The organism is Arcobacter aquimarinus, from assembly GCF_013177635.1.
GTDB lineage: Bacteria > Campylobacterota > Campylobacteria > Campylobacterales > Arcobacteraceae > Aliarcobacter > Aliarcobacter aquimarinus.
The window spans coordinates 1,870,332-1,895,138 of sequence record NZ_CP030944.1 but is presented as its reverse complement, the minus strand read 5'-3'; the positions used below and the strand labels follow the sequence as shown (position 1 = coordinate 1,895,138).

26 protein-coding genes are annotated in these 24,807 nt (G+C 26.3%); 8 read left to right on the top strand and 18 right to left on the bottom strand.

The genetic code is table 11. The features are described 5' to 3' along the window. Positions 1-10 precede the first annotated feature (10 nt). Positions 11-1,918 (bottom strand): sensor histidine kinase, encoded by a 1,908-nt coding sequence (locus AAQM_RS09535; RefSeq protein ID WP_164967070.1) that lies wholly within the window; start codon positions 1,916-1,918, stop codon positions 11-13. Positions 1,919-2,029: 111 nt separating this feature from the next. On the opposite strand from AAQM_RS09535, the gene AAQM_RS09530 reads away from it, so the two are divergent. Further along, entirely contained in the window at positions 2,030-2,734 is a 705-nt protein-coding gene (locus AAQM_RS09530; RefSeq protein ID WP_129095882.1) for an SDR family NAD(P)-dependent oxidoreductase, read from the top strand. A gap of 42 nt (positions 2,735-2,776) precedes the next feature. On the opposite strand, the gene AAQM_RS09525 is transcribed toward AAQM_RS09530, so the two are convergent. The 7 genes from AAQM_RS09525 to AAQM_RS09495 form a co-directional block, all read right to left on the bottom strand. Beyond that, positions 2,777-3,082: a Na+/H+ antiporter subunit G gene (locus AAQM_RS09525; RefSeq protein ID WP_129095883.1), complete on the bottom strand. Its 306-nt coding sequence runs from the start codon at positions 3,080-3,082 to the stop codon at positions 2,777-2,779. Between the two features lie 10 nt (positions 3,083-3,092). After that, positions 3,093-3,362, bottom strand: a complete 270-nt coding sequence (locus AAQM_RS09520; protein ID WP_129095884.1) for a K+/H+ antiporter subunit F — start codon at positions 3,360-3,362, stop codon at positions 3,093-3,095. Further along, entirely contained in the window at positions 3,356-3,856 is a 501-nt protein-coding gene (locus AAQM_RS09515) for a Na+/H+ antiporter subunit E (RefSeq protein WP_129095885.1), read from the bottom strand. Before AAQM_RS09515 ends, AAQM_RS09520 begins: the two co-directional genes overlap by 7 nt. A 1-nt stretch (position 3,857) precedes the next feature. Next, entirely contained in the window at positions 3,858-5,369 is a 1,512-nt protein-coding gene (locus tag AAQM_RS09510) for a monovalent cation/H+ antiporter subunit D (RefSeq protein WP_129095886.1), read from the bottom strand. Continuing rightward, on the bottom strand, positions 5,366-5,713 hold the full coding sequence (locus tag AAQM_RS09505) for a Na+/H+ antiporter subunit C (RefSeq protein ID WP_129095887.1): 348 nt from the start codon (positions 5,711-5,713) through the stop codon (positions 5,366-5,368). The genes AAQM_RS09510 and AAQM_RS09505 overlap by 4 nt, the downstream gene beginning before the upstream one ends. After that, entirely contained in the window at positions 5,713-8,538 is a 2,826-nt protein-coding gene (locus AAQM_RS09500; RefSeq protein WP_129095888.1) for a monovalent cation/H+ antiporter subunit A, read from the bottom strand. Before AAQM_RS09500 ends, AAQM_RS09505 begins: the two co-directional genes overlap by 1 nt. Before the next feature lie 65 nt (positions 8,539-8,603). After that, complete coding sequence (locus tag AAQM_RS09495; RefSeq protein ID WP_129095889.1) at positions 8,604-8,975, bottom strand: Fur family transcriptional regulator; 372 nt, start codon at positions 8,973-8,975, stop codon at positions 8,604-8,606. Positions 8,976-9,092: 117 nt separating this feature from the next. Here AAQM_RS09495 and AAQM_RS09490 point away from each other — a divergent pair, with 117 nt between their 5' ends. Together AAQM_RS09490 and AAQM_RS09485 are read left to right on the top strand one after the other, a co-directional pair. Further along, on the top strand, positions 9,093-9,998 hold the full coding sequence (locus tag AAQM_RS09490) for a metal ABC transporter solute-binding protein, Zn/Mn family (RefSeq protein ID WP_129095890.1): 906 nt from the start codon (positions 9,093-9,095) through the stop codon (positions 9,996-9,998). A gap of 83 nt (positions 9,999-10,081) precedes the next feature. Then, positions 10,082-11,455 (top strand): HoxN/HupN/NixA family nickel/cobalt transporter, encoded by a 1,374-nt coding sequence (locus tag AAQM_RS09485; protein WP_171920706.1) that lies wholly within the window; start codon positions 10,082-10,084, stop codon positions 11,453-11,455. A 96-nt stretch (positions 11,456-11,551) separates the two neighbouring features. On the opposite strand, the gene AAQM_RS09480 is transcribed toward AAQM_RS09485, so the two are convergent. Then, positions 11,552-12,109: a GNAT family N-acetyltransferase gene (locus tag AAQM_RS09480; protein WP_129094281.1), complete on the bottom strand. Its 558-nt coding sequence runs from the start codon at positions 12,107-12,109 to the stop codon at positions 11,552-11,554. Positions 12,110-12,213: 104 nt separating this feature from the next. On the opposite strand from AAQM_RS09480, the gene AAQM_RS09475 reads away from it, so the two are divergent. After that, positions 12,214-12,876, top strand: a complete 663-nt coding sequence (locus AAQM_RS09475; RefSeq protein ID WP_129094282.1) for a response regulator transcription factor — start codon at positions 12,214-12,216, stop codon at positions 12,874-12,876. A 33-nt stretch (positions 12,877-12,909) separates the two neighbouring features. Here the strand turns inward: AAQM_RS09475 and AAQM_RS09470 are convergent, their stop codons facing one another. The 4 genes from AAQM_RS09470 to AAQM_RS09455 all read right to left on the bottom strand — a co-directional run bounded on the left by AAQM_RS09470 (position 12,910) and on the right by AAQM_RS09455 (position 18,359). After that, entirely contained in the window at positions 12,910-14,103 is a 1,194-nt protein-coding gene (locus AAQM_RS09470) for a hypothetical protein (RefSeq protein WP_129094283.1), read from the bottom strand. Positions 14,104-14,105: 2 nt separating this feature from the next. Continuing rightward, positions 14,106-15,449 carry a c-type cytochrome gene (locus tag AAQM_RS09465; RefSeq protein ID WP_129094284.1) on the bottom strand — a complete coding sequence of 448 codons (1,344 nt, stop codon included), beginning with the start codon at positions 15,447-15,449 and terminating at the stop codon, positions 14,106-14,108. Between the two features lie 257 nt (positions 15,450-15,706). Further along, complete coding sequence (locus AAQM_RS09460) at positions 15,707-17,206, bottom strand: PLP-dependent transferase (protein ID WP_129094285.1); 1,500 nt, start codon at positions 17,204-17,206, stop codon at positions 15,707-15,709. A 1-nt stretch (position 17,207) separates the two neighbouring features. Continuing rightward, entirely contained in the window at positions 17,208-18,359 is a 1,152-nt protein-coding gene (locus tag AAQM_RS09455; RefSeq protein ID WP_129094286.1) for a trans-sulfuration enzyme family protein, read from the bottom strand. A gap of 118 nt (positions 18,360-18,477) precedes the next feature. Here AAQM_RS09455 and AAQM_RS09450 point away from each other — a divergent pair, with 118 nt between their 5' ends. Genes AAQM_RS09450 through AAQM_RS09440 form a run of 3 tightly spaced genes read left to right on the top strand, consistent with a single transcriptional unit; the run spans position 18,478 to position 19,679 of the window. Further along, positions 18,478-18,645 (top strand): hypothetical protein, encoded by a 168-nt coding sequence (locus tag AAQM_RS09450; RefSeq protein ID WP_164967019.1) that lies wholly within the window; start codon positions 18,478-18,480, stop codon positions 18,643-18,645. Next, on the top strand, positions 18,638-19,285 hold the full coding sequence (locus tag AAQM_RS09445; RefSeq protein ID WP_129094287.1) for a L,D-transpeptidase: 648 nt from the start codon (positions 18,638-18,640) through the stop codon (positions 19,283-19,285). The genes AAQM_RS09450 and AAQM_RS09445 overlap by 8 nt, the downstream gene beginning before the upstream one ends. 25 nt (positions 19,286-19,310) lie before the next feature. After that, positions 19,311-19,679: a hypothetical protein gene (locus tag AAQM_RS09440; protein WP_129014573.1), complete on the top strand. Its 369-nt coding sequence runs from the start codon at positions 19,311-19,313 to the stop codon at positions 19,677-19,679. Between the two features lie 5 nt (positions 19,680-19,684). Here the strand turns inward: AAQM_RS09440 and AAQM_RS09435 are convergent, their stop codons facing one another. The 3 genes from AAQM_RS09435 to AAQM_RS12810 form a co-directional block, all read right to left on the bottom strand. After that, entirely contained in the window at positions 19,685-20,215 is a 531-nt protein-coding gene (locus AAQM_RS09435; RefSeq protein ID WP_129094288.1) for a YaeQ family protein, read from the bottom strand. A gap of 371 nt (positions 20,216-20,586) precedes the next feature. Continuing rightward, on the bottom strand, positions 20,587-21,204 hold the full coding sequence (locus AAQM_RS09430) for a Fic/DOC family protein (RefSeq protein ID WP_129094289.1): 618 nt from the start codon (positions 21,202-21,204) through the stop codon (positions 20,587-20,589). After that, the gene (locus AAQM_RS12810) at positions 21,204-21,338 is read right to left on the bottom strand and encodes a hypothetical protein (protein ID WP_268878207.1); all 135 of its coding nucleotides are present in this window, start codon (positions 21,336-21,338) and stop codon (positions 21,204-21,206) included. The genes AAQM_RS09430 and AAQM_RS12810 overlap by 1 nt, the downstream gene beginning before the upstream one ends. A gap of 207 nt (positions 21,339-21,545) precedes the next feature. Between AAQM_RS12810 and AAQM_RS09425 the strand changes: the two genes are divergently transcribed. Then, entirely contained in the window at positions 21,546-22,133 is a 588-nt protein-coding gene (locus tag AAQM_RS09425) for a tyrosine-type recombinase/integrase (protein ID WP_129094290.1), read from the top strand. A 7-nt stretch (positions 22,134-22,140) separates the two neighbouring features. On the opposite strand, the gene AAQM_RS09420 is transcribed toward AAQM_RS09425, so the two are convergent. Both AAQM_RS09420 and AAQM_RS09415 read right to left on the bottom strand, forming a co-directional pair. After that, complete coding sequence (locus tag AAQM_RS09420) at positions 22,141-23,001, bottom strand: HNH endonuclease (protein WP_129094291.1); 861 nt, start codon at positions 22,999-23,001, stop codon at positions 22,141-22,143. Then, on the bottom strand, positions 22,998-24,677 hold the full coding sequence (locus AAQM_RS09415; protein ID WP_129094292.1) for an AAA family ATPase: 1,680 nt from the start codon (positions 24,675-24,677) through the stop codon (positions 22,998-23,000). The genes AAQM_RS09420 and AAQM_RS09415 overlap by 4 nt, the downstream gene beginning before the upstream one ends. Positions 24,678-24,807: the final 130 nt, after the last annotated feature.

Below are 24,807 nucleotides of genomic sequence, written 5' to 3'. Positions count from 1 at the left end.
AAGCATAACTTTATAAATTAATTGGAAGTTCAATAGAAACTTTTGTTCCTTTATATGTAATTTCTTGATAAGTTATTTCACTATTTTTAATTTCTATAGTTCCATTCATATGTTTAGTTATGATTTTTTGAGTCATATAAAGTCCAATTCCCGTACCTTTTGATTGATGTTTTGTTGTAAAATAAGGCTCAAAAATCTTGTCTATTATTTTTTCATCAATTCCACCTGCATTATCTTCTATTTTTATAAAGGCTTTATGGTTTTCTTCATAAGTACTAATAATAATAATTCTAAGACCATCTTTTTCTAAAAGAGCATCTTTTGCGTTGTTTAAAATATTTATTAAAGCTTGAATAAATTCATTTTCTAAACCAAGAATATTGAAATCTTTTAAATTTTTTATAAAAATAATTTCATTATTTTTAAATTGTGCATCTGTTAGTTTTATTACTTTATATAAACATTCGTTTATACTAAAAATAGATTCATTTTTATCAGTTCTAAAAAAGTTTCTAAAATCATCAATAGTTTTTGATAAATATTGAGCAGAGTTAGTTATGTTATCAATAGATTCATTAAATGTTTTATCATCAAGAGTATTAAACTCTTTTTGTAATTTCATACCACTTGCAACAGTTGTTATAACTGAAAGGGGTTGTCTCCATTGATGAGCAATATTTCCAATCATTTCACCCATTGCAGCCATTTTTGATTGTTGAGAAAGTATATGTTGTTGTTTACTATTTTCTTCTATGTATTTGTTTATCTCTTTTTTATAATTAATAAATTTTTTTTCTAAAATTTTAGAAACATAAATTGAAATAATTAGTAATAAAGAAGTTAATATTAAAGCTATAGAGATTAGATTTATTACCTTTTTATGGAATTTATCATTTAAAATTAAGGTGTTATTATTAATAATAGTATTTACATCATCTTGATAAAAACCTTTTCCAATGGCCCATTGCCAATTATTTATTCCTTTTATATAACTTGTTTTTGTTGAAAAAGAATCACTATTTATTGGCTTATGATTGTACGTTAAAAATCCTTCTCCTTGTTTTGCTATTTCAATCATTTCATCAAATATTTTCTGATTTTCAATATTTGTTACATCAATAGCAGGTTTATTTACTAAATCAGGAATTAAATGTAAAAGTGTATTTTTGTTGTAATCAATAATAAAAAAATAGTTGTTTTTATCTTTATTTAGTTTAGAAATGTAGTCTAAAACCTCTTTTTTTATAATTTCTTCAAAGTCAACAAAATATTCACCTGTTCCAATAAACCAATTATATGGTTCAAAAAGCATATTAAAACCTATTTTTTTATATTGATTTTCTAAATCATCAGGTTTGTTAAACCACCAAGATAAAAATCCTTCTTTTTCATTTTTTAATTGTGTAATAATATTTCTTGTAAGATATTTTCCTTTCCCTTCTTTAAAATTATAAAAGCTTGTGCCCTCTAATTTTCTATTAATTGGAAGTAAAATACACTCATAATCAAAAGAATATATAAAAAAGTAACCACTGCCATTGTTGAATCTAATATCAACTAAAGCATCTTTTATCATCTTTTTTATTTCATCTTTTGATTTTAAGTTTTTATTCTCATTGTAAATTCTAGTTGCTATGCTATGTGCTTCATATACTCTATTTTTAATATTTTCTTTGAGTTTTTCTTCTGTTTTTTCTTGATAATTGGAAATAAAATTATACAGATTCTCTACTTCTTGTTTAGCTGTTTCTTTATTGTTTTTTATAAATTCATTTTTAATAAAAAATTTCTCTTTTTCTAGTTCATTTTGTTTATCTAAATATAAAAAAAATGTAATAACTATAGAAATAGTAATTATAAAAACAGGGGGAGTAAATTTAATAATATTTATAAGTTGATTTTCATTTTTATAAATCATATGATTCCTGCATTTTGATTGTAGAAATTCTAGCATAAATTAAATTTTATTAAGATGATTAAAATCTATGAATTCATATAATCAAATTAGAAATATAAGGAGAAAGAAGTTATGTCTAAAAGAGTATTAATAACAGGTGGAAATAAAGGAATAGGATTAGCAGTATCAAGAGCTATGTTAGAATTTGGTTATGAAATAATAATTGTTGCAAGAGATTTTAGTGATTGTCCAATAGTAGGAGTTGCTAATGTTACAGCTATTGAGTACGATTTATCAAATATTGATGGATTACATGAGTTAGCAAAAGTTGTGGGCGATATTGATATTTTAATAAATAATGCTGGATATATGCAACCAAAATATAGTTATGATGATTATCCCAAAGAAGCACGGGAGCATATTATGAATGTAGATTTATATACTCCGGTTGAATTAATGAATATTTTTTCAAAACATATGAAAAAACAAAAATATGGAAGAATAGTAAATACAGCTTCAATTGCAGGTCAAATAGGTCATCCAGATATTTGGTATGGAATTGCAAAAGCAGGACTTATAAATGCTACAAAAATATATGGGAAACTTTTAGGCGCTCATGGAATAACTGTAAATTGTGTTGCTCCAAGTCCAACTGAAACGGATATGCAAAAAGATAACTCAGAAGAGAGAAAAGCAGAGTTTAAAAAAACAGTTGCAACAGGAAGATTTGCAACAGCAGAAGAAGTTGCGAAAGCTATTGTATGGTTAGCAACAGATTGTCCAGAATATATAAATGGAATTTGTTTAGATATTAATAATTGTTCATATCCAAGATAAATATAGATTTAAAATAACAAGTTTGAATTATTTTCAAACTTGTTATTTATTTTTTTTATCTTCATTATTTTTTATATGAATAGCTGACTTAGCCATTAAGTGAGCACTTACAGGTGCTGTTATAAATAAAAATAGGGTAATTAGAACTTCGTGAAGACTTAAATCTCCTGTTTTAAAAGTAAAATATAGAGTTGAAGCTAATAAAATAGCTCCAACACCAAGAGTAGTAGCTTTTGTTGGTGCATGAAGCCTTGTAAAAAAATCGGGTAATTTTACAAGTCCAATAGAACCAATAAGAGTAAAAACAGCCCCTATTAATACAAGTATTGAGATAATTATTTCAAACATAAAAACTCCTTTATTCCATAATATCGCCACGAAGTAAATATTTACTAAGGGCAACAGTTCCAACAAATCCCATAACTGCAATCAATAAAGCTGCTTCAAAATAAAGAGTATTTCCAAGATATAAACTTAGAATTATCAATAAAGCTATAGAGTTTATGTAAAGTGTGTCAAGAGATAATATTCTATCTGCAACGCTTGGACCAATGATTAATCTATAAATATTTAAAATCATTGCAATAGCAACCATAGTAAAAGCTACTGGTAATACAAATTCTAGCATGGTTTAAATACCTCCATTAATGGTACTTCATATCTTTGTTTAATCTCTTGGATAGTTGCTTCTACATCATCTACAACTAAACCATGAATAATTAGGTACGTTTTATCTTCACTTAAATCACAACTAACAGTTCCTGGTGTTAAAGATATAGTACTTGCTAGTGTACTAATACCTAAAGGATGTTTAATATCTAAAGGAAGATTGAAGAATTTTGGATTTAAATTATCATTTGAACCAATAACTTGTTTTGCAACAGTTAAGTTTGCAACTACAATATCATAAATTACAATAATTGAGAATTTAAAAAATGTTAAAGGACTTCCAATACAAACTTTTTGTTGCCAAAAACTAGAAGTAAACCAAGGTATTAATATAGCTAAAAATATTCCTAAAACAATATGTCCTGGTGCTACTGTATTATTTAACAATAACCAAATAATAACTAGAATAATACTTAAAATTGGATGAGGTAAAAAACTATTTTTATTTTTCATATTAAGGCCTTGCGTTTAGATTCAACACAGTTGATAAATAGTTTGTTGTATCAAATAGATTAGTAGCTATTTGATTTGTTATTTCCGTCATTGGATTTGCAAAAATTACTAAAATAGGAGCAAAAGCGAATAGGTAAAAAACAGATGCTAAAGTTGATTTTGATAACTTGTATTGTGTTGATTGAACATTTGGTGTTGTATCATAAAATATAGTTGTTCCACTTTTTGCTAAAGCCACAATAACAAGTAAACTACTTACTAAAATAGTAGTTAAAATTAAAGCTGTTTGTTTATGTTCAATTGCAGCATTTAAAATCATAATTTTCCCAAAAAAACCTGATAATGGTGGAAGTCCAGCTAATGCAATTGCAAATACAAAAAATAAACTTCCTATAATTATTGCTTTTTGAAAAATTGGCATTCGTGTTTCAAGACAGCCACTTGTTCTTGCTTTTAATATAATATCTGCAACTAAGAAGAATCCACCAGCTAAAAGTGTAGAGTGAATCATATAATAAATAGCTCCACTTAATGCTTCTTTTGAGTTAATTCCAATAGCTACTAAAAGAATACTAACAGATACTAAAACTAAATAAGCTATTTGATTTCTAATCTCTTTTGCACTTAAAACTCCAAAAGTTGCTAAAATAAGAGTGATTAATCCAATATATAAAACCCAAGGAGTATGATAAAAAGCTAATTCTTGAGCATTTGCTCCAAAAATAGTACCATGAACTCTTATAATTGAATAAATTCCAACTTTTGTCATAATTGCAAATAATGCAGCAATAGGAGCACTTGTTCTTCCATAAGCATTTGGTAACCATAAATATAGAGGGAACATAGCAGCTTTTAATCCAAACACTACTAAAAGTAAAAGACCAGCAGCAGCTACAACTCCAACATTATCAGGACTTAAAGTTGCAACTTTTTGAGCCATATCTGCGATATTTAAAGTTCCTAATATTCCATATAAAGTTCCAACTGCAAATAAAAATAGAGTTGAACCTACAAGATTTAGTATTACATAATGAAGTCCTGCTTTTGTTCTTCCTTCTCCTTGACCATGAAGTAATAAACTATAACTTGCAAGTAGTAAAATTTCAAAGAAAACAAAAAGGTTAAATAAATCTCCTGTTAAAAAAGCTCCATTTATTCCAAAAAGTTGTAATTGATATAAAGGATGAAAATGTGCACCTTTTTTATCTATATCTTCACTTATTGCATACCATAAAGCTCCAAAAGCTAATAAAGAAGTTATAAGTACCATTAAAATTGAAAATTGGTCTAAAACCAAAACAATACCAAAAGGTGCTTCCCAGTTTCCTAAACTATAAACAAGTATACCTTGTGTTGAAGTTTTTATAAATGAAAAAATAGAGATAAAAATTAATGTAGCAACAGCTAATAAAGATATTACTTGTTGAGTTTTTAAACCATATCTTTTAACAATTAAAAGAATGAAACCTACTATTAAAGGAAGAAGAACTGTTAAAATAGGAGTATGCATCATTTATTTTCTCCTTTTGTTTCAATAGTTTTACCATCAACATGGTCGCTATTCATTTCACCATAAGCTTTAAGAGATAAAACAATAACAAAAGCAGTCATTCCAAAACTGATTACTATTGCTGTTAAAACTAAAGCTTGAGGAATAGGGTCTGTATAGTTTGTTATATCATTTTGAATAATAGCAGCCATATTGATATTTAATCTTCCCATAACAAATAAAAATAAGTTAACGGCGTAAGCTAACATAGTTAAACCTAAAACTACAGGATAAGTTCTAGCTCTTAGTGTTAAAAAAACACCAACACCTGTAAGAATTGCAATGATTAAAGCTAGTAATATTTCCATTAGTTTTTACCTTCTTCATCTTTTATTTTTTCACTAAATGAGTGAGAATTTTTACTTAATTGTCCTAGCTGAACTAATATTAAAACAGTAGAACCAACAACAACTAAGAATACTCCAAGATCAAATGCAATAGCACTTGCTACTTCAAATTCTCCAACAACTGGCCAATGTAAATGGCTAAATGTTGATGTTAAGAATGGATATCCTAAGAAAGTAGATACAAGTCCTGTTAGAGTTGCTACTAATAATCCATAAGCAATAAGTGATTCTTTTTCAAATTTTAGTTTTGCTTTTGTCCATTCAATTCCATTTGCTAAATATTGAACGATTAAAGCAACGGCCGCAATAAGTCCTGCTATAAATCCACCACCTGGTAAGTTATGACCTCTTAGGAAAATATAAACAGATACCATTAGCATTAAAGGTAAAACTAGTCTTGTAACTGTTTGCATCATTGGAGGATGCATATCATTTGACCAAGCAAAACCTTTTTCATCATATTTTGGTGTGTATAGTTTAAGTCCTTGAAGCATAGCAAAAATCCCAAGTCCTGCAATTGCAAGAACTGTAATTTCACCTAATGTATCAAATCCTCTAAAGTCAACTAAAATAACGTTTACAACATTTGTTCCACCACCACCGCTTACAGAATTTTCTAGGAAATATTGACCAATAGTTGTATATTCTCTACTTAATACAGCTAAAGTTAACACAAATACCCCAATAGCAGCTAAAACAGAAATTATAATATCTCTATTAATTCTTAATTTAGATGATTCTTTAGGTGTTGTTTGAGGTAAATAATATAATGCTAATAAAATTAAAACAATAGTTACAACTTCAACACTCAATTGAGTTAATGCTAAATCAGGAGCTGAGAATTTAATAAAAATTAATGACACGATTAATCCAACTACTCCAATAGTAATCAAAGATAAAAGTCTTCTATGGTGTAAAAATGCTGTTGCAAAAGTTGCAAATATTAAAATTCCAGCCGCTATTATACTAATCCAATCTACACTTAAAAATTCTCTATTTCCAAATAATGGTGAATTTCCATAAGTAAATCCAAAAAAGCCAATAATAATTGAGGCACATATAAACCAAGCTATCATACTTTGTAATGAACTCTTATCAAAAGAAGCTGTTACTTTATGCGAAAGTGCAAAAATTGAATTCATCAATAAATTAAAAGGAATTCTAGCATCAATTTTTTCTAAGTATTTTTCATATAGAGCAAAAGTTATCTTTCTTTGTGTATATAATAAAATACCACCAGCAAAAGCTATTATACTCATAATTAATGGAAGATTAAATCCGTGCCAAATAGCAAGCGAATAGTGTGGTAATTCTGTTTGTAATGAACCCATTACTGCAACTGCTAACATAGGAGCAACTGTAAACATAGGAACAGTTCCTACAGCAAAACAGATAATCACCAATAAATCAACAGGAATTTTCATAAATCTTGGTGGTTCATGAGGAGTTTTAGGTAAATCTTTTGTTTTTCCATTAAAAAACACATCATGTATAAATCTTAAAGAATAAGCAACTGAAAAAATACCAGCAATAGTTGCTAAAATAGGAATTAGTAAACTAAAACTAGTCGTTCCATCTAAAGCTCTTTCAAAAAACATCTCTTTTGATAAAAAACCATTTAATAAAGGAACTCCAGCCATGGCTGAAGCTGCAACCATAGCTAATGTAGCTGTATGAGGCATAAATGCCCAAAGACCACTTAATTTTCTCATATCTCTTGTACCTGTTTCATGGTCAACAATTCCAGCAACCATAAAAAGTGAGGCTTTAAAAGTTGCGTGATTTATGATATGAAATATAGCAGCAACAGCAGCAAGAGGAGTTGAAAATCCAAATAAAAGAGTGATTAAACCTAAATGACTTATTGTTGAATATGCTAATAAACCTTTTAAATCATGTTTAAACATAGCAGTAAAAGCACCAATTAAAAGTGTAGCCATACCAGCAAAACTAACTAAAACAATCCATTCTGTTGTTCCACTTAAAGATGGATATAATCTTGCTAGTAGGAATATTCCAGCTTTTACCATTGTTGCTGAGTGTAAGTATGCAGATACCGGAGTTGGTGCTGCCATTGCATGAGGTAACCAAAAATGGAAAGGAAATTGTGCTGATTTTGTAAATACACCAAGTAAAATAAGAATAATAATAGGAGTATAAAGTGTGTGATTTTTGATAAGTTCACCATTTGCAAGTATTTCACTTAGATTGTAACTTCCAACAATATGCCCAAGTAACATTACTCCAGCAAGCATAGCAAGACCACCAGCTCCTGTGATAGTAAGTGCCATTTTAGCACCATCTCTACCCTCTTTTTTATGTTGCCAATAACTAATTAATAAAAAAGAACTAAGAGAAGTTAATTCCCAAAATACAACTAATTGAATTATATTTTCAGATAAAACAATACCAAGCATTGAACCCATAAAAAGAAGTAAATATGAATAAAATCTACCCATACAATCTTTTGCACTAATGTAATATCTTGCATAAATAATTACAAGAAGTCCAATACCTAGGATTAAACAGGCAAATAATAGACCAAGACCATCTAGTCTAAATGCAAATTGTAATCCAATAGATTCAATCCAAGTCCACGATTGAATAGTAGTTATACCTTCAAAGGGGAGCTTTATATAAAGTAAAAGTACCGAAAAAGCCATAACCGTTATAATTCCAGCACCCCAAGCGGCCGCAAGACGGTTGTAAGTTGCTAAATAGGCAACTATAGGTGCTCCAATAAACGGCAAAAGAGCTATTATTGGTAAACCAATTGTTTCCAACATTTTATACCTTCCTAAATTTTGAATAAGTTAATTATTCTAACTTATTTCTTTTAAATTTTTATAAATTAATTTTTTAAACAATCTGAACATAAGCCTTTAATGATGATAGTATCTATTTGATGATTTTCAAGTTTTATTTCTATTGCTTGATGAATACATTCTATTTTTGAACATGAAGAACAGATGAAGTGAGAGTGTGCAACTCTTTTTATTTCAAAATATCTTTTTTTATCATTTGATTCGAAAGAACTTATTATATTTTCTTCTTCAAAAATTGTAATATTTCTATAAAAAGTTGCTTTATCCATAGAAATATTATCTTTCATATCTTCATAAGATAGAGGTTTATTTGACTTAATCAAGAGTTCAAGTATAGATTTTCTAGCACTTGTTAGCTTAATATTCGTAAGGTTTGTTAAATTATCTATTTTATTCATATTAAGATTATATCAATTTTTTTTTAAATTTAGTTTTACAACTAAGTTGCATCAAAGAATTTTTAAATTAAAATCACAAAAAATATCGCAACTTAGTTGCAAACAAAGGATAATAAAGTGAAAAAAATAATTTTTTTATTTATAGCTTTGGTTTCATTTCTATATGCTTCAAAGCCAGAGTTAACAGTTAATATACTTCCACAGAAATATTTTGTAGAAAAAATAGTAAAAGATAAATATGAAATTAATGTGATGGTAAAGCCAGGGGCATCTCCACATAATTATGAACCAAAACCATCTCAGATGAAATCTTTAATGAATTCAAAAGCTTATTTTTTAGTTGGAGATCCTTTTGAAAAAGTATGGCTTAAAAAATTTAAACAAAATGTAAAGAATACTCTTTTTGTTGACACAACAATAGGGGTAGAAAAAATAGAGATGGTAGCACATACACATCATGAGGAAGAAGATGAACATGAAGGACATAATCATTCACATAAGCATGAAGACAAACACAAAGATAAACATGAACATACAGGATTAGATCCGCATATTTGGCTTGACCCAGCATCTGTAAAAATTCAAGCAAAAAATATTTTTGAAGCAATGATAAAAATTGATGCACAAAATAGTGATTTTTTTAAAGCTAATTATGAGGAATTTATAAAAGAATTAGATGCTTTAGATGCAGAAATCAAAAATATTTTAGCTCCATACAAAGATAAAGCATTTATGGTGTTTCATCCATCTTGGGGATATTTTGCAAAGAGATATGAAATAGAACAAATTTCTATAGAAGTTGAAGGAAAAGAGCCAAAACCAAATGAATTAGTTGAACTTGTAGAAGAAGCAAAAAAACATGATATAAAAATAGTTTTTGTGTCACCTCAATTTTCACAAAGTAGTGCAAAAACTATTTCAAATAGTATTGGTGCAAATGTTGTAGCTATTAATCCATTATCAGATGACTGGCATAATAATATGTTAACAGTTGCAAAAGAGATAGCAAATAGCTATAAATGATTAGATATCTACTAATATTTTTATTTTTAAAGAGTCTCCTTTTTGGGTGCTCTTTATGTTCTATTTATTCTCCAAAAACTCATGTGTCAACCCAAATAAAAGCAGATAAAGAATATATAAAAACTCTAAAAGTAACTTGGTCTTTTCCAAGTGAATTTACAAAAGAGTTACTAAAAATTTATGATTTAAATCTTGATGCAACTTTTGATGAAAAAGAGTTAAAATTAATTGAAAATGCTTTGATTGATTACTTAAAACCAAAAAATTTCTTAACTACAATTTCTTATGATAATAAAATAAATGAAAAATCTTTACCCTTTGAGGTGAAAAATTATAGATTAAATTTAAAAGATTTTGCTTTGAGTTTTGAATATAATATTGATTTGAATTATAAAATTTATGATAAAAATATTTTATATATAAAAATAGTTGATGAAGAAGAGTATTTTTCAATAATTTTTGAAGATATAAAACAATTATTATATATTCCTTATAAAATTTCAAAACAAACAAATATAAATGAAGTTATTTTTACAATTGATGCTCCAAATTTAAAAGTTCAAGAAGATAAAAAAGAAGAGATTATTCAAGAAAATAAAAAAGTTGTTAAAGAGGAAAAACTTGTCGAAAAACAAAAAGAAGAACATCTTGTAAAAAATGAAAATCTTTTAGAAAAATTTAATCAAACAATAAAAGAGTATTTAGTAAAAATTCAAAAGGGTGAAGATAAATTTGCACTTATTTTTTTACTTATGGCATCGTTTATTTATGGAATTATTCATTCACTTGGTCCAGGACATGGAAAAGCCTTGGCATTTTCATATTTTTCTTCTTTTAAGAGTTCATATTTTGAAGCCTTTTTAATCTCTTTAGGAACAGCTTTTATTCATATAATAGGAGCATTTATTTTAGTTATGTTTTCCGTTTTTGTACTTCAAAGTGTTATGAATAGATTTATGCAAGACTCTATTTTGTATATTACAAATTTTAGTGCTTTGATTATTATGTTTTTGGCTTTATATATTTTGTATAGAAAACTTAGTAAAAAATCAAATAGTTGTTCTTGTTGTGTTCCTTTAAATCAAGCAAGATTTGATATAAAACCAAATAAAAATTTAAACTTTGTAAAAACAGCTCAACAAAATCTAGTTTTAATAAAACCAAGAAGCAAAAAACAAGATTTACTTTTTGTTTTAAGTGCAGGTATTATTCCTTGCCCAGGAACAGTTTTACTTTTTGTTTATGCTTTTTTATTAGAAACTTATTTTGCTGTGATTTTAGCTAGTGTTAGTATTAGTCTTGGTATGGCAGTTGTGATTTTTGCTTCATCTTTTTTGGGAGTTTCAATTCATAAAGTATCGCAAAAATCAAAAAAATTGGTAAATATTTTAGAAATAGTTTCACCAATTTTTATGTTTATTTTAGCTCTTTTACTATTTTTTAGTATAACTATCTAAGGATTATTCATCACTGTAAACACAAACATTATAATCTTTTAAAAAACATTTTCTAATTGATATAAAGTTTGTTACAGTGAAGTTCAAATTCTCTCTTTAATATAATTTTTTTATCATATGATAAAAATTACTTCCTGAAACTTTGAGTATATCATTTTTTTCAAAACCTAATTTTTCATATAAAGTTAAAGCTTTTGGATTTTCAAAATCAACCAATAAAGATAATTTTTTAAAACCTAATTGTTCTGCTTTATTTTCAATAAACATAAACAACTCTTTTGCTATTCCTTTCCCTTGAAAATTTTCTAAAACACTAACTGTATCTATATAAAATTCATCAGCAAAAGACTCTTTTTCAAAAGAGTCTAAAAAGATATTTTTTGTTTTTAAGTGTTCAAGTATTGGTGCATCAAGTTTTTCTATATCATTTGAATTATAAGCAAGAATTAAACCAACTGTTTGATTTTCTATTTCATAGACCCAAATATTATTGTAACTTAATCTATTTATATCCATTTTGATATAAAAATCTAAAGTTTCTAATATTTTATTTTCTTCATTTTCACCTGTTAAAGTATTTGCTATATTATGAATTGCATCAAAAATCAGAGTTGAGATATTTGTGATATTATTTTTTTGCGCTTGTTTAATCATTTTTTCTTCTTATCAAATTTTTTCCGATTTTATAATTTTTCAACTAACAGATAATTAATAGATTTATTCTAAAATCTAATTTATTATGAAAATGGAGAAAATATTTGAACACATTAAGGATTTTAGTTTTAGAAAGTGATGATAATTTGAATTTTCAAATTATTGAAATTCTCAAAAATAATGATTTTTATGTAGATGTTTGTACTAATAATAATGAATTCTTGGAATGTATTTATAATAACTTATATGATTTATATTTAATAAATATAAATGAAAAATCACTTCCTAGATTTCAATTAATTCAATTATTAAATGAATATAAAGATATGACTATGAAAATGGTAATTGCTTCAATTCCCAACATTATAAAACCATCTTTTTTATCTGGTTGTGATGAATGTATTATAAAAAATATAGATGAGCAAGAGATAATATTACGTATAAAAGCACTTATTAGAAGACAATTTAAAGTTTATTCTGATTCAATTTATTTAAAAAATAATATAGAATATAAAATTTTTACAAAAAAAGTTTTGATAAATAAGAATGAGGTTATTTTAGGTGAAAAACCCTTATTGATTTTAGATTATCTTTTAAAGTTTAGAGGTTATTTTGTCTCTTCAGAAGATTTAGAAAATGGAGTTTATCCAGCTAATAGTAGTTCAAAAAATGGTTCAATTAGGTTTCATATTCACAAAATCAGACAATTAATAGGAAATGATATAATAGTTTCAAATAGAACTAATGGTTATAAAATAAATATTTAAATCTAAAAGGAGAAGTTAAAACTTCTCCTTTTTTTATAAACTGTTTTTAAACAGAGTATAAAATCCCCACGCAAAATATACAATACACCAAATAGATAAAATCCATAAAAGCATATTTGCCATAGTTGTAACAGCTTTATCTTTTGAAGCATCAAAATAACCATTGTTTTTTCCAACTTTCCAAGCCATTGAAGCGATAAAAGTAACACCAACTCCACCCAAAGATACAAAAGTAAGAACAAACATTGTAATTGAAGCCCACTCAATATTTAATGGATAAGAATAAATGTCATAACCAATATTATTCATAATGTTATATCTGATATATTCTCTAAAACCTGAAATTAAAAGTAAAAGAACAAGAAAAATCAAAGTTATAATATAACTATTTTTAAGATTTTTAGCCAATAAAATTAAAGCTATAAAAGAGATATAAATTACAATAGATAAAATATCAGTCAATTTATCTATTGAAAATGTCCATAAAACAAAAAGAACTAAACTTAAAATAAGTCCAAATATAGCTATTTTTGTTCCTAGATTTCTAGTATAAGTTATAAATTTTTCATCAAAGTTTTTGTTTGATTGTAAAAAATCACTATAGTTTTGTAAAAAAAGTCCAACAACTGGAATACTTAAAAATATGAAAAATATATATCTAATATTTTCAATATGAAAATTTGTTCCAGAAGTATCAACAACTCCATTTGGAGCATACCATTGCATCCATTTATCAGGTTGAATTACTTGAACAGAAAATACATGCATAATTAATCCACAAAAAACTAAAAGTAAAAAAGATATAAGTCCTATAAAACTACTTGTTGAACTTTGTTTTTTATTTGCATAATAGTACCAATAATACATACTATAACCTACTAATAAACAATAAATAAATATAACAACCCAAAGTCCTGATAAAGTATTTATTGTGTACCAATTTGGATCATAAATAACTTGCGTAAATAGCAATGGAGCAACTCCTAAAACAATCAATAATGAAACACTAATTTTTCCAGTTTGTAATAAATGTGCTGTTAATATTTTCCAGTTATTATCATTTTTTTGTCTTAGTCCACCATATAAAGATAAACCCATAGTTCCTAAAGATAAAAATACAAATAAAGCATGTAAAGCCCAAGTTAAAATATATAAACCTTGAAAAACAACAGGATAAAAAGGGACTCCTGCTGGGTCTCTAAGTAGATTTAAAATTTCTGCATCCATTATTATTTCTCCTTTGGTAATTGTGATTCAATCCATTGTGCTATTGCATCAAACTCTTCTTCAGGAAGGCTGATTTTTGGCATATAAGGGATTGCACCAGTTGCTAGTGAATATTGCATAAATGTTTTAATCATCTCTTTATCTTGACCAACAAAATTCTTTAATAGAGGTCTATATTTTCCAGTAGTTTCAAGGGAATGACAATTTGAACAAGCGATTTTTGTAAGAAGTTCTCCAACTTCTAATTTATTTTCAGGTGTGATAGTTTTTAATCTATCTGGAATCCAAGGATTTACTTTTAATAATCCATGTTTTTCAATAATTTCAACTTCATTTTTAATATTTTTTCCAGGAACATCTCTTCCCATAATTTGATTACTATAAACGTATTGTCCCACAACATAAGGTTTTCTAATACTCTCTCTTAGTTTTTCTCCAGGCCATAATCCAAAAATAGCTATAACAAATAACATAACAATAGCAAATGGTCTATTTATAAAGTTTGGTTTTAAAACAGCTATTGCAAAATAAGTTGAAAATAATACTACTAAAACTACTTTTGTAGTCATAATATCTGGCATATAGATGCTTAATAATATTTTTGCATTTTCAGGAATTGTTGTCATATACCACATAAAACAGATAACGGTTATAAATCCACCAATAAAACTTGTAATTCCCATTTTTCTTATTAGTTCATTCTTTAACTCTTTATCACCTAATGATGAGGCAATAATAAGTCCAATAACCCCAGACATTAAAATCATAAATCCTATTCTTAAGAATAGGTGAGGGAAAGTTGTAAGTCCAAAAAAAGCATCACTAACAGAACCTGTTTGATAAAAAGCATCATTTCCTGGCCACATCATAAAACTAATAATTCCAATGATTAAAAACAGAGTTCCAACAGAAGCTAAAGCAAAAGCATAAGTGAGTTTTAGGTGAGTTTTTCTATCTATTTTATTTATAAAATAAACAAGTGCAAAAACTCCAACTACTTCAAACACAAAAAATACCCACTCAGTTGCCCAAACCCAAACAAAGTTGTGAATTAAAGCACTAATTCCTCTAGGACTAGCTGCAGTTGCTGTGTACCAAATCCCCGGACCTGTAATTGAACCTACCACATAAGAAAAAATAAGTAAAAACATCCCATATTTTTTCATATATTCATACAATTCAGGTCTATCTTCTTTATAAGCTTTATGTGCTAAAAAAGCAAATAATAGTGCAGCTCCAACAGATGTGTGAGATGCTAAGATATGAATTGTTCCAGTTATTCCCATAATCCACGCAGTGCCGATTTCTGGAAAATAAAAAAGTGGAAACATTCCAATTTGTTCCATTTTTTTCTCCTTATATAAATTTTGGTTTTTTACTTTTAGGTAAAAACTAAATGCTATGTTATTGCTACTTTGTTAATTTTATGTTATTGAAAAAGAGAGAATAAAAATGGTCAAAAATTTTAAGTAAGAAGATAATTTTGTCAAAAATTAGTAGGAGCAGACTGAAATTTATCAAATAATATAGGTTGGTATTTATTTAGATATTGACCATTTTGTGGAATTTTAAACTTTAATTGTTAATTTAATGTTTGAAGAGTTTAAATAAAATTTATTTTTTCAAACTCTTTTATTATCTCTTCTATATTTTCAGTACCAACAGAAATTCTAATAAGATTTATAGGAAGTGAAATTTTTTCTAAAAACTTATTACCTTCTTTTGAAGTTATTAAATCATAATGAGCCAAATAAGTATAAGGCATCAAAAGAGTAAATTCAGTTCCAAGGCTTGGACCTTTTGCAAAGTTTAAATTATCATAAACTTTTTGAAAATCTTTTTTAAATGTAACAGAAACAATTCCACAAATAGACTCTTCATCTATCATCAATTTTTTATAATTAGTTGCATATTTTTCTTGTAAACAATAAAAAATTTCATCTATAAAAGAAGCTGTTTTAAAGTATTCAACCAGTTTTTTTGTGTTTGAAGAGATTTTTTTTACTCTTTTTTTATAATCTTTAATTTGAAAAGCCATTCTTTGAATATCTTTTATATATGGTTCATCGCAGTGTTTAAAAAACTCTTGTGAAATAAAAGAAATTTTAGAAGTTTCATTTAAAATAATTGCACCCATTAAAACATCAGCATTTCCACAAGCAAATTTTGTTAAAGATTCCACATAAATATCAGCATAAGCATTTAAATCCAAATTATATGGAGTTGCAAAAGTTGAATCAATAACCAAAGGAATACTATAGGTTTTACAAAGATTTTTTAGTTTTTCTAAATCAACTGTTTGAACAAGTGGATTTGTAGGAATTTCTGTAACTATTGCAGATACTTTTAATCCATCTTTTTTCAAAAACTCTTCTAATAAATCAAGTTTTGAAATATCATGAAAGATTTTGTTCTCTTCAAAATAGTGATTTACAATATTCATAGTATCAAGATAAAGCCATCCTAATTGAACTAAAATAGTTCTTGAATTTTTTGCTTGAATATCTTTTAAACCTTTTAGAACACAATACATAGAATTCATACCAGAAGGATTTAAACAGATGTTTTTTGTAGGTTGTTTGTAAGCTGTTGCTAAATTTGAAATTAAAATCTCTTTTGCTTTAGTTTTTTCTTCTAAGTTTTCTTGATGAAGTTTAGAAATGATTCCAACTTTATATAAATAATCTTCAGCCAATCTTGAAGAGAGATTGTATCCCACATGTTGAATAAATTTTAAAACTTTTTGCAGTTGAGAAGTCCCATTTTGAACTAAAATAACCCCAAATGGCTCATTTATTTCTATTTTGTTATGGATAAAATATTTACTACTTACCACTTCTACAGCTTTTTTTGAACTTAAAAGAACTACTTCGTAAGAATCACTTATTTTGTATTTTTCTTTTAAATATTTTGCTAAAAGTTTTAAATATGGATGCATTATAAATCTTGGATATGCAACAGTTATTTTTTCTAAAATTTCAGGGGTTTGCTCTTCATAGTCAATCACATCTTGTAAAGAGGGCATTGATACAGATACCGCATGAATATTATTTTGTGGTAAAGTTTGTCCGCAAGGAATATGACTAAAAATCTCTTTATTCATTTTATTTTACTGCTTGTTCTATATCTTTTATTAAATCTTCAACACTTTCTAATCCAATAGAAAATCGAACTGTACTATCACTTATTCCAATAGCTTTTAACTCTTCTTTTGAAAAACTTGCATGGGAAATTTTTGCAGGAATTTCAACTCTACTATCAGGACTTCCAAAAGAGCATTTTTCACCAAAGATTTTTGTATTTTCTATAAACTTTTCAGCTAATTCCACGCTTGTAAAATCAACACAAAAAACTCCAGGAATATACTTCATCTGTTTTTTTGCCAACTCATATTGTGGATGTGATGGAAGTGCTGGATGAGTTACTTTTTTTATATAATCTTGTTTTTCAAGATAATTTGCAATTAAAATAGAGTTTTTTTCATGCTCAATCATTCTGATTTTTAAAGTTGGAATTCCTAAAGAGATTAAAAAAACATCCATTGGATTTTGGCTTCTTCCATGAGCATTTGCATAATAATGAATTTGTTCACTTAACTCTTTTGTTTTAGCAACTATTGCTCCTGCAACAACACTACCGTGACCACTTATATATTTTGTTGTTGAAAAAAGTGAAAAATCAGCTCCAAAATCTAAAGGTCTTTGAGAAATAAAAGTTGCAAGTGAATTATCAACTGCAAATAAAGCATCATATTTATGAGATAAATTTGCAATAAGTTCTAAATCAATTATTTTAAGTCCAGGATTTGTTGGGCTTTCGCATAAAACTAAATCAATATTATGAGTTTTTAAGATATGTTCAATCATATCTTCATCGCAAAAATTTGCAAAATGAACTTGAATATTGTATTTTTCTTTAAAAATTTTAAGTAATCTAAATGTTCCACCATAACAATCAGCTTCTACTAAAACTTGAGAATTTGCCTTTAAAACAGTTTCAAATAAAAGTGAAACACAAGCAATTCCAGTATGTGTACAAACACAACCAGCTCCATTTTCTACATGAGTAAACAGATTTTCTAAAACTTCACGTGTTGGATTATCACTTCTTGTATAATCATAGATTTTATCACCTTTTTGTTTTTTTAAATCAAAAGTTCCAGTATTATAAATGGGAAAATGTGATGCTCCACTAACATCATCAAAAGGGGCAAATTTTGCTATGTGACATAAAGAAGTCTCTATTTGTTTATACATAATAATCCTAATTTTTTGGCAATTGTATCCAAATTCAGATTAAATAAAATCTTCAAAATACTTAATTAAATTTATGATATAACTTCAAGAATAGATTGGATTTTCAAGGAGTTAAGTAATGATAAAAATTCTATTATTAGTTATTCTTATATTCTCTTTTCAAGGTTGTGCAACTTGGATGGGAATTAAAAAAGATAGTAAAGTTGCATGGGGAGTTACAAAAGATACTTCAAATAAAGTCTATAAATCTGTTAAAAAAGGTATAAATGAGGCAACAAGTGATTAAAAAAGTTTTAGTTTTTTCGACTCTTTTTTATTCATTTTTATTTGCTGATTCTTTAGAAGATAAATATTTTAAAGAGTTTAGTGCAGTTGGTACAAAAATATTGGATAGATATACTCCTAAATTTAGCACTTTTAAAAAAGTGAATAATCTTTTATCAGAAACAGGCGCTTACAAAACACTCATTATTGAAGTTGATTCTTCAAAAAATATGATGTATGTAAAAGGAAAAAATGATAAGGGTACAAAAAAATTAAAAACTTATAAGGTTTCGACAGCAAAAAAAAATATAAAAAAACCTTTAGGAGTAGGGCAGATTACTTCTATTGCTTTAAATCCTCTTTGGTATCCAACTGCTGATACAATACAGAGTTTTAAAAAAAGAGGAATAGATTTACCAAAAGTAGTACCAGCAGGTCATAAGTTGAATTATATGGGTTCTGCAAAAATAAACTTAACCCACAAAGTTGATGGAAAAGATACTTTTAGAATTCATGGAACAATAGATGAAAAAACAATAGGTTCTTATGAATCAAGTGGTTGTATAAGAATGAAAAATAGTGAAGTTATACAGCTTGTTTATTTGTTAAATGAGTTTATAGATTTTAGAAGTATGAATGATATAAAAGTTGTATTAAAATAAAAATTTATTATAGGAGAATTTAATTATGAAAAAAGTAGTTATTAAGCCAAAAAATTCAGGAAGATTTAGTTTACATTGTCCTTTTACAAATGAGATTTTAGATAATGAATCTATTAGTTTTGAAATATATGAAGGTGCTGGAAATTATATCTTTTCTATGTGTGAAGATTGTATGTTTTTTGATGCAGGAAATAATGCAGAGATTGAAAAATATTGGAGAGATAGTGCGATTGAAGCTGTTGAAAAATTTGTTTTAAATCACAAAGATGAAAATATTTTAGTTATTGAAGTTTTATATAAAGATGAGACTTATTTATATGGATTTTTAAATGAGGAAAATATTGAATTAAGTGATGAAGAGATAGAAAAAAGATTCATAAAAGAAATAAGATAAAAATCTTATTTCCACTTTTCTTGATGGATAATCATAGTTTCGTTTGAACTTATAAGTGTTAGTTCTTCATCACTTATATTACATTGTAAATTTATACTTCTATCAGCTAATTTTTCAATTTCTTCTTCCATATTTAGATGAATAATTGATAAATTCTTGAATTTATGTAAATTACCTTCTACTTTTTTGAACCAAGGTGTAGCCATATTTTGTTGATAAGTATAAATTATCACTTGTTCTGATGAGATACAAGCTTTTTTTATACGTTTTTCATCAACTTGTCCTAAGTCAATCCATAATTTTATAGTTCCATCATAATCTTTTTCCCATAAATCTGGCTGGTCATCTTCATCTATACCTTTACAAAAAGCCAAATTATCACTTGCGTTTAAGATAAATGCAACAACTCTTGCCATTAATCTCTCATGAGTTTCAGAAGGATGAAGTGCTATTGTTAAATTATGTTCATTGTAATAATGAGTATCCATATTTGCAATATTTAATAAAGCCTTATGAATGGTTGCTCTTGTAGACATTGTGTTCCTTGAATTTTTTGGAATTATAGCACTTTAAAAAAAGATAAGTATAAAAAGTTTAAATTTTATGAAATAAATAGTATTTATGAATAAGTTTTGAAAGTAGTTTTTTATTTTATAGGATTTAAGAAAGTTGAAAAAGTTAATGGTGGAGATGTGCTTTAGTTTATAAAGTCTTATTTGTAGGTATTTAGGCCTCATTTTAATAAATATATACCAGTTGAGTTGCTCTACCAAAAATAGGCTTTGCCAGTAGTTTTTATAAGTTTAATCCTAATGATTATATGTAGGCTTATTTTACTTGTTCATATAGGTTAAACTTCTAGTTGATTAAAAGTTAGTTGTCTGGATGAAGGGTCAGAATTCTTATTTTAGAGAGTAGATTTTTGCAAACCTCTTATTATGATATTTTTAATTTTTTCGCAATTAGCAATCATACAATCGATTGATGCATTTATGTATTCATTATTTTCTAGTGCTTCTTCATAGTTAATATATTCATAACCATTATATGTAACTATCATATCAAAAAATAATCTCAAAGTTCTTCCATTTCCTTCATTGAAAGGATGTAGAACATTCAGTTCACAAATATAAAAAGATATCTTATCTATAAATTCAGATTTTTTAGAAATATTTTCATAGTCTTTTAGGAAATTGTCATTTTTTAATTTTCTAAATATCTCTTTTGAAAAAGTTTCTAAATTTAAATATGGACAAAACATACTTTCATCTTTTGAAATATTTACAGTTCTATATTTTCCTGCCCAAGTATATAGAGGTGCAAAAATTGTTTCATGAACTTTAGATAAATATCTTTCATCGAATTGAACATTTTCGTTTAGTTCATTATGAAGTTTTTCGTAAGCTCTAACTAATAACTCTTTTTCAATTTCAGTTATTATTTCAAGTTCTTTGATTTCTAGTTTATTTATAGGAACATCACTATTTTCATAGTAAATGTGATTTGAAGGTGGATAATACTTCATTACTTAATTAATGATAAATATTCTTTAACTTTTTTTAGTACTTCTTTATCCTTAACTGGAGCATAACCTTCGATTTGATTTGAAACAATTGCTGATTTTAATGCTTTTTCTTTAGAAAATGGTGTTTTACTCATAACTAAACTCCTAATATTTATAATTATAACAAAAACTTCAATAATTAACTATTATAAGTTTTGTAACATCAGTAATTAATTTTATATCATTGTAATTAAACCACATAATTTGGGGTAGTTCATCAGCTTTAAAGTCATAATGTCAGTCATTTGTGATTTTAAAGCACCTAAAATAGCCTTATAAAAGATAAATTATGAGGTAACATTATGAAAAAGAAAAAATTCACTAAAATTAGAGAAAATATTACAGAAATTGAGTACCAAAAACTCTTAACATACTTAAATGGAAAAGAAGATTTAACTACTAACACTAAAAACAATCTGAGAAGAACTTTTATTCTACTATATTTTACAGGTATGAGAGTTAATGAAATAAAACAGTTAAAAGTTAAAGATATAAATACAATTTTTGAAAAAGAAGAACTAATTATAGTTACTCATAAAACCAGAAAAGAAAGAAAACTATTTTTTTCAAAAGAAGCTATTAAACAAATTAAAAAACATTTTGTATTTAATGATGATTCAAAAGATGAAGATTTTATAATTACAACAAAAGGTAATCCTTTAAAAACTCCAAGTAGTTCAACATTCATTGCAAAAGTAAATAGTTTTATTCAAGAAGTTCTCGGACATAGGTATTCATCTCACTCTTTTAGAGCAGGAATAATAACTGATATGTCAAAATCAATTAATCCAAAATTCATTAAAGAGTTCATTGGTCATAGTGATATAAAAACCACTATGAGATATATTAGACCAACAGATGAAGACTTGAAGAAATGTTTGATTAGATAAAATAATACTAAAAAGAGGAAGTGGTTTCTTCATCATCGTCAACTATAGTTGTATTTGTATTTATATTATTGAAATAGTCAATACAATCTTTATTATCTAATACCGCTTGAAAAAAAGCTGTTTCCCAGTTTTTACCTATATCTTTTGGATTAATAGATCCTAATGATATTGAAAATAACTCTTCAATATCAAATTTGTATTGAGATAGTCTAGTTTCCCACCTTCTAAATTCTTTTATACAATATGCAATTATCCTATTTTGAACATTTAGATTCTCAAAATGTAACCTTACCCTATCTAAATTTTTGAAACCTTTAGGATGGATTATTTCAACACTATAGGTATTAACTTTATTTAAAGATGTATTAAAATCAATTATGACTTTAAATCTAACCTTAGATAAATAATCAAAGTAGAAAGGATGTATAAATATTGCTTGATTACTTTGATTACAATAATAATCTTCACCTTTTATAGGAGCACAACTTCGACATTGTGGAACAAGATTATTAGGGTATATTGAAAAATCAGGCCATTGTGTTTTTGGTATAAAATGATCTAATGTATTAGGAGTGCTAGGTTTGCCACAATAAGGACATTCCTCTAAATCATTATTTCTTCTTTCTTTTAATTTTGAAGATAATAACGTAGGAGGTTTTTCATAAAAGTTTTTTAGTAAATCTGTACTTGATGAAAAAGTAGTATTAGCTAAAGGTGTTCTATATGATTGAATTAATCCCTCATAGTCAAAGTATCTATTTATCAAACTTTTTTTTATTAATAGAAAATCAGGTAAATTGCTTTTAGTAGTTTTTCTAGCTTTATTAATCCAATTATATTTGGTTATATAGTCATTCAAATATTTCAAACATCTTCCTTAAAAACTAAGCTTTTATTAGTTGATTTTTTAGAAAAAGCAAATGCTAATGCATCATCACCTATTTCACTTTTTATTTTTTCAATGTTTTTGTCAAAATCTTTTGAAATATAGTTAGTAATTTTTTTTTGATAAGGTTTATCAGTATAGAAGTCATCAAAGATTTCACCTGTAATAATATCAATTGATTCTCCATATGTTTCAACAGATGGATTATTTACTTCAGTATACTTATCTGCACTTCTTCTTAATACTTTTATTCCTCTTCTGTTGACTTCTCTAACAATTATTGAAGAATGTGTAGCAACAATTGCATAAGACGAAGTTACATCTAAAAGATAATTAAGCATACTAATTAATCCAACCTCAATTGTTGGATGAAGATAAAGTTCCGGTTCATCAATAATAATTAAACTTTCATCTTCTAATTCAGAAATAATAGCAGGTAACATGTACGAATAAATCATTTGTCCTGAACTTAGTGTAATTTCCTCATCTTTATTTTCTTTTAGTATACAAAATTTAATTTCTTCTTTAAGATCAATTTCTTCTTTTTGGAAATCTGTTACATTATTCTTCGATAATAATAAATAATCACCATTTTTCTTTTTAAATTTAATAGCATCAAAAGTAATCGATAGTGATAACGTATCAAAAAGAATTTTCAATCTATTTTTTTCTTGCCACCAACTATTTTCAAGATCATATTCAAATATTTTAATTATTGATAAAATTATATTACTTTTAGGAAAATTCAAATCAAAAACATTGTCTTCATTTCTGAATCCAATATAAGCATATTCCGTTTTTAATTTTCTTTTTCTTTTTCTAGTTTTTTCTTTTTCATTTTTTATTTGAATGTTCTGATCTTCTATGTTTTTATTATCTAATTCTTTTATCAATTGTTCTTTTGTATAAAATTTTTCAAAAGGCGAAAAAGCAACAGTAATTAGCTTATTGAAGTATGGCCATTTTTCTTTAATATCTTTAACACCTGAAACAATATCAATTATTTCTTGTAATATAGTTGTCTTTCCTACACCATTATTTCCAACAAGTACATTTATATTTATTTTACTTAATTCGTTAACATTATTAAAATAGAAATCAGTATCTTCAATATTATTTAGAGATGTTAAGTTTATATTGAATTCATCTGGTATGCTATATTCTCCAAGTGCTGTTTTATATCCTTTAACCAATAATGAATCAGAAGATTTTCCTCTCATAAGTGCGACATTAAATCCATTCCATTTTGAATAAATTTGGTATTTATTGTAATTATAACTAGCGTCGCATATTGACTTCAAAACATCTCTTGATTGTTTGGCAAATAGTTTATTCAGCTTATGATAATAATCTATTGTAAAACCAATTGATATTGTGTTTTCAGGTTTTAATATATTTGAGATATCATATATTTCATCGTTTAGTTTTTGTGCTTTTTCTAAAAAATACTTAGAAGTATCAGTATATTCTTTTGTTAATATTCTTAAAAAGCCTAAATTTTTTAATTCATCATTCTTTTTTATATATGCTTGAAACATTATAGTATAACCATAATCATCCCATGGTTTTGAATGTCTGTCATATATATGGTCCTGAAATAAATAAATAGAATTATCATCAAAAACATCAATTTTATCACTACAAAAATATATTTTCATGTAATTTACCTTATAACTAATTTATTATAATCTTAGCATTTTAGTTATTGTCTAATAATTAAAGACATCTACATATTTATTTACGAACCTAATAAAATAATATATTTTATATGCTTTAACAAAATCTAAT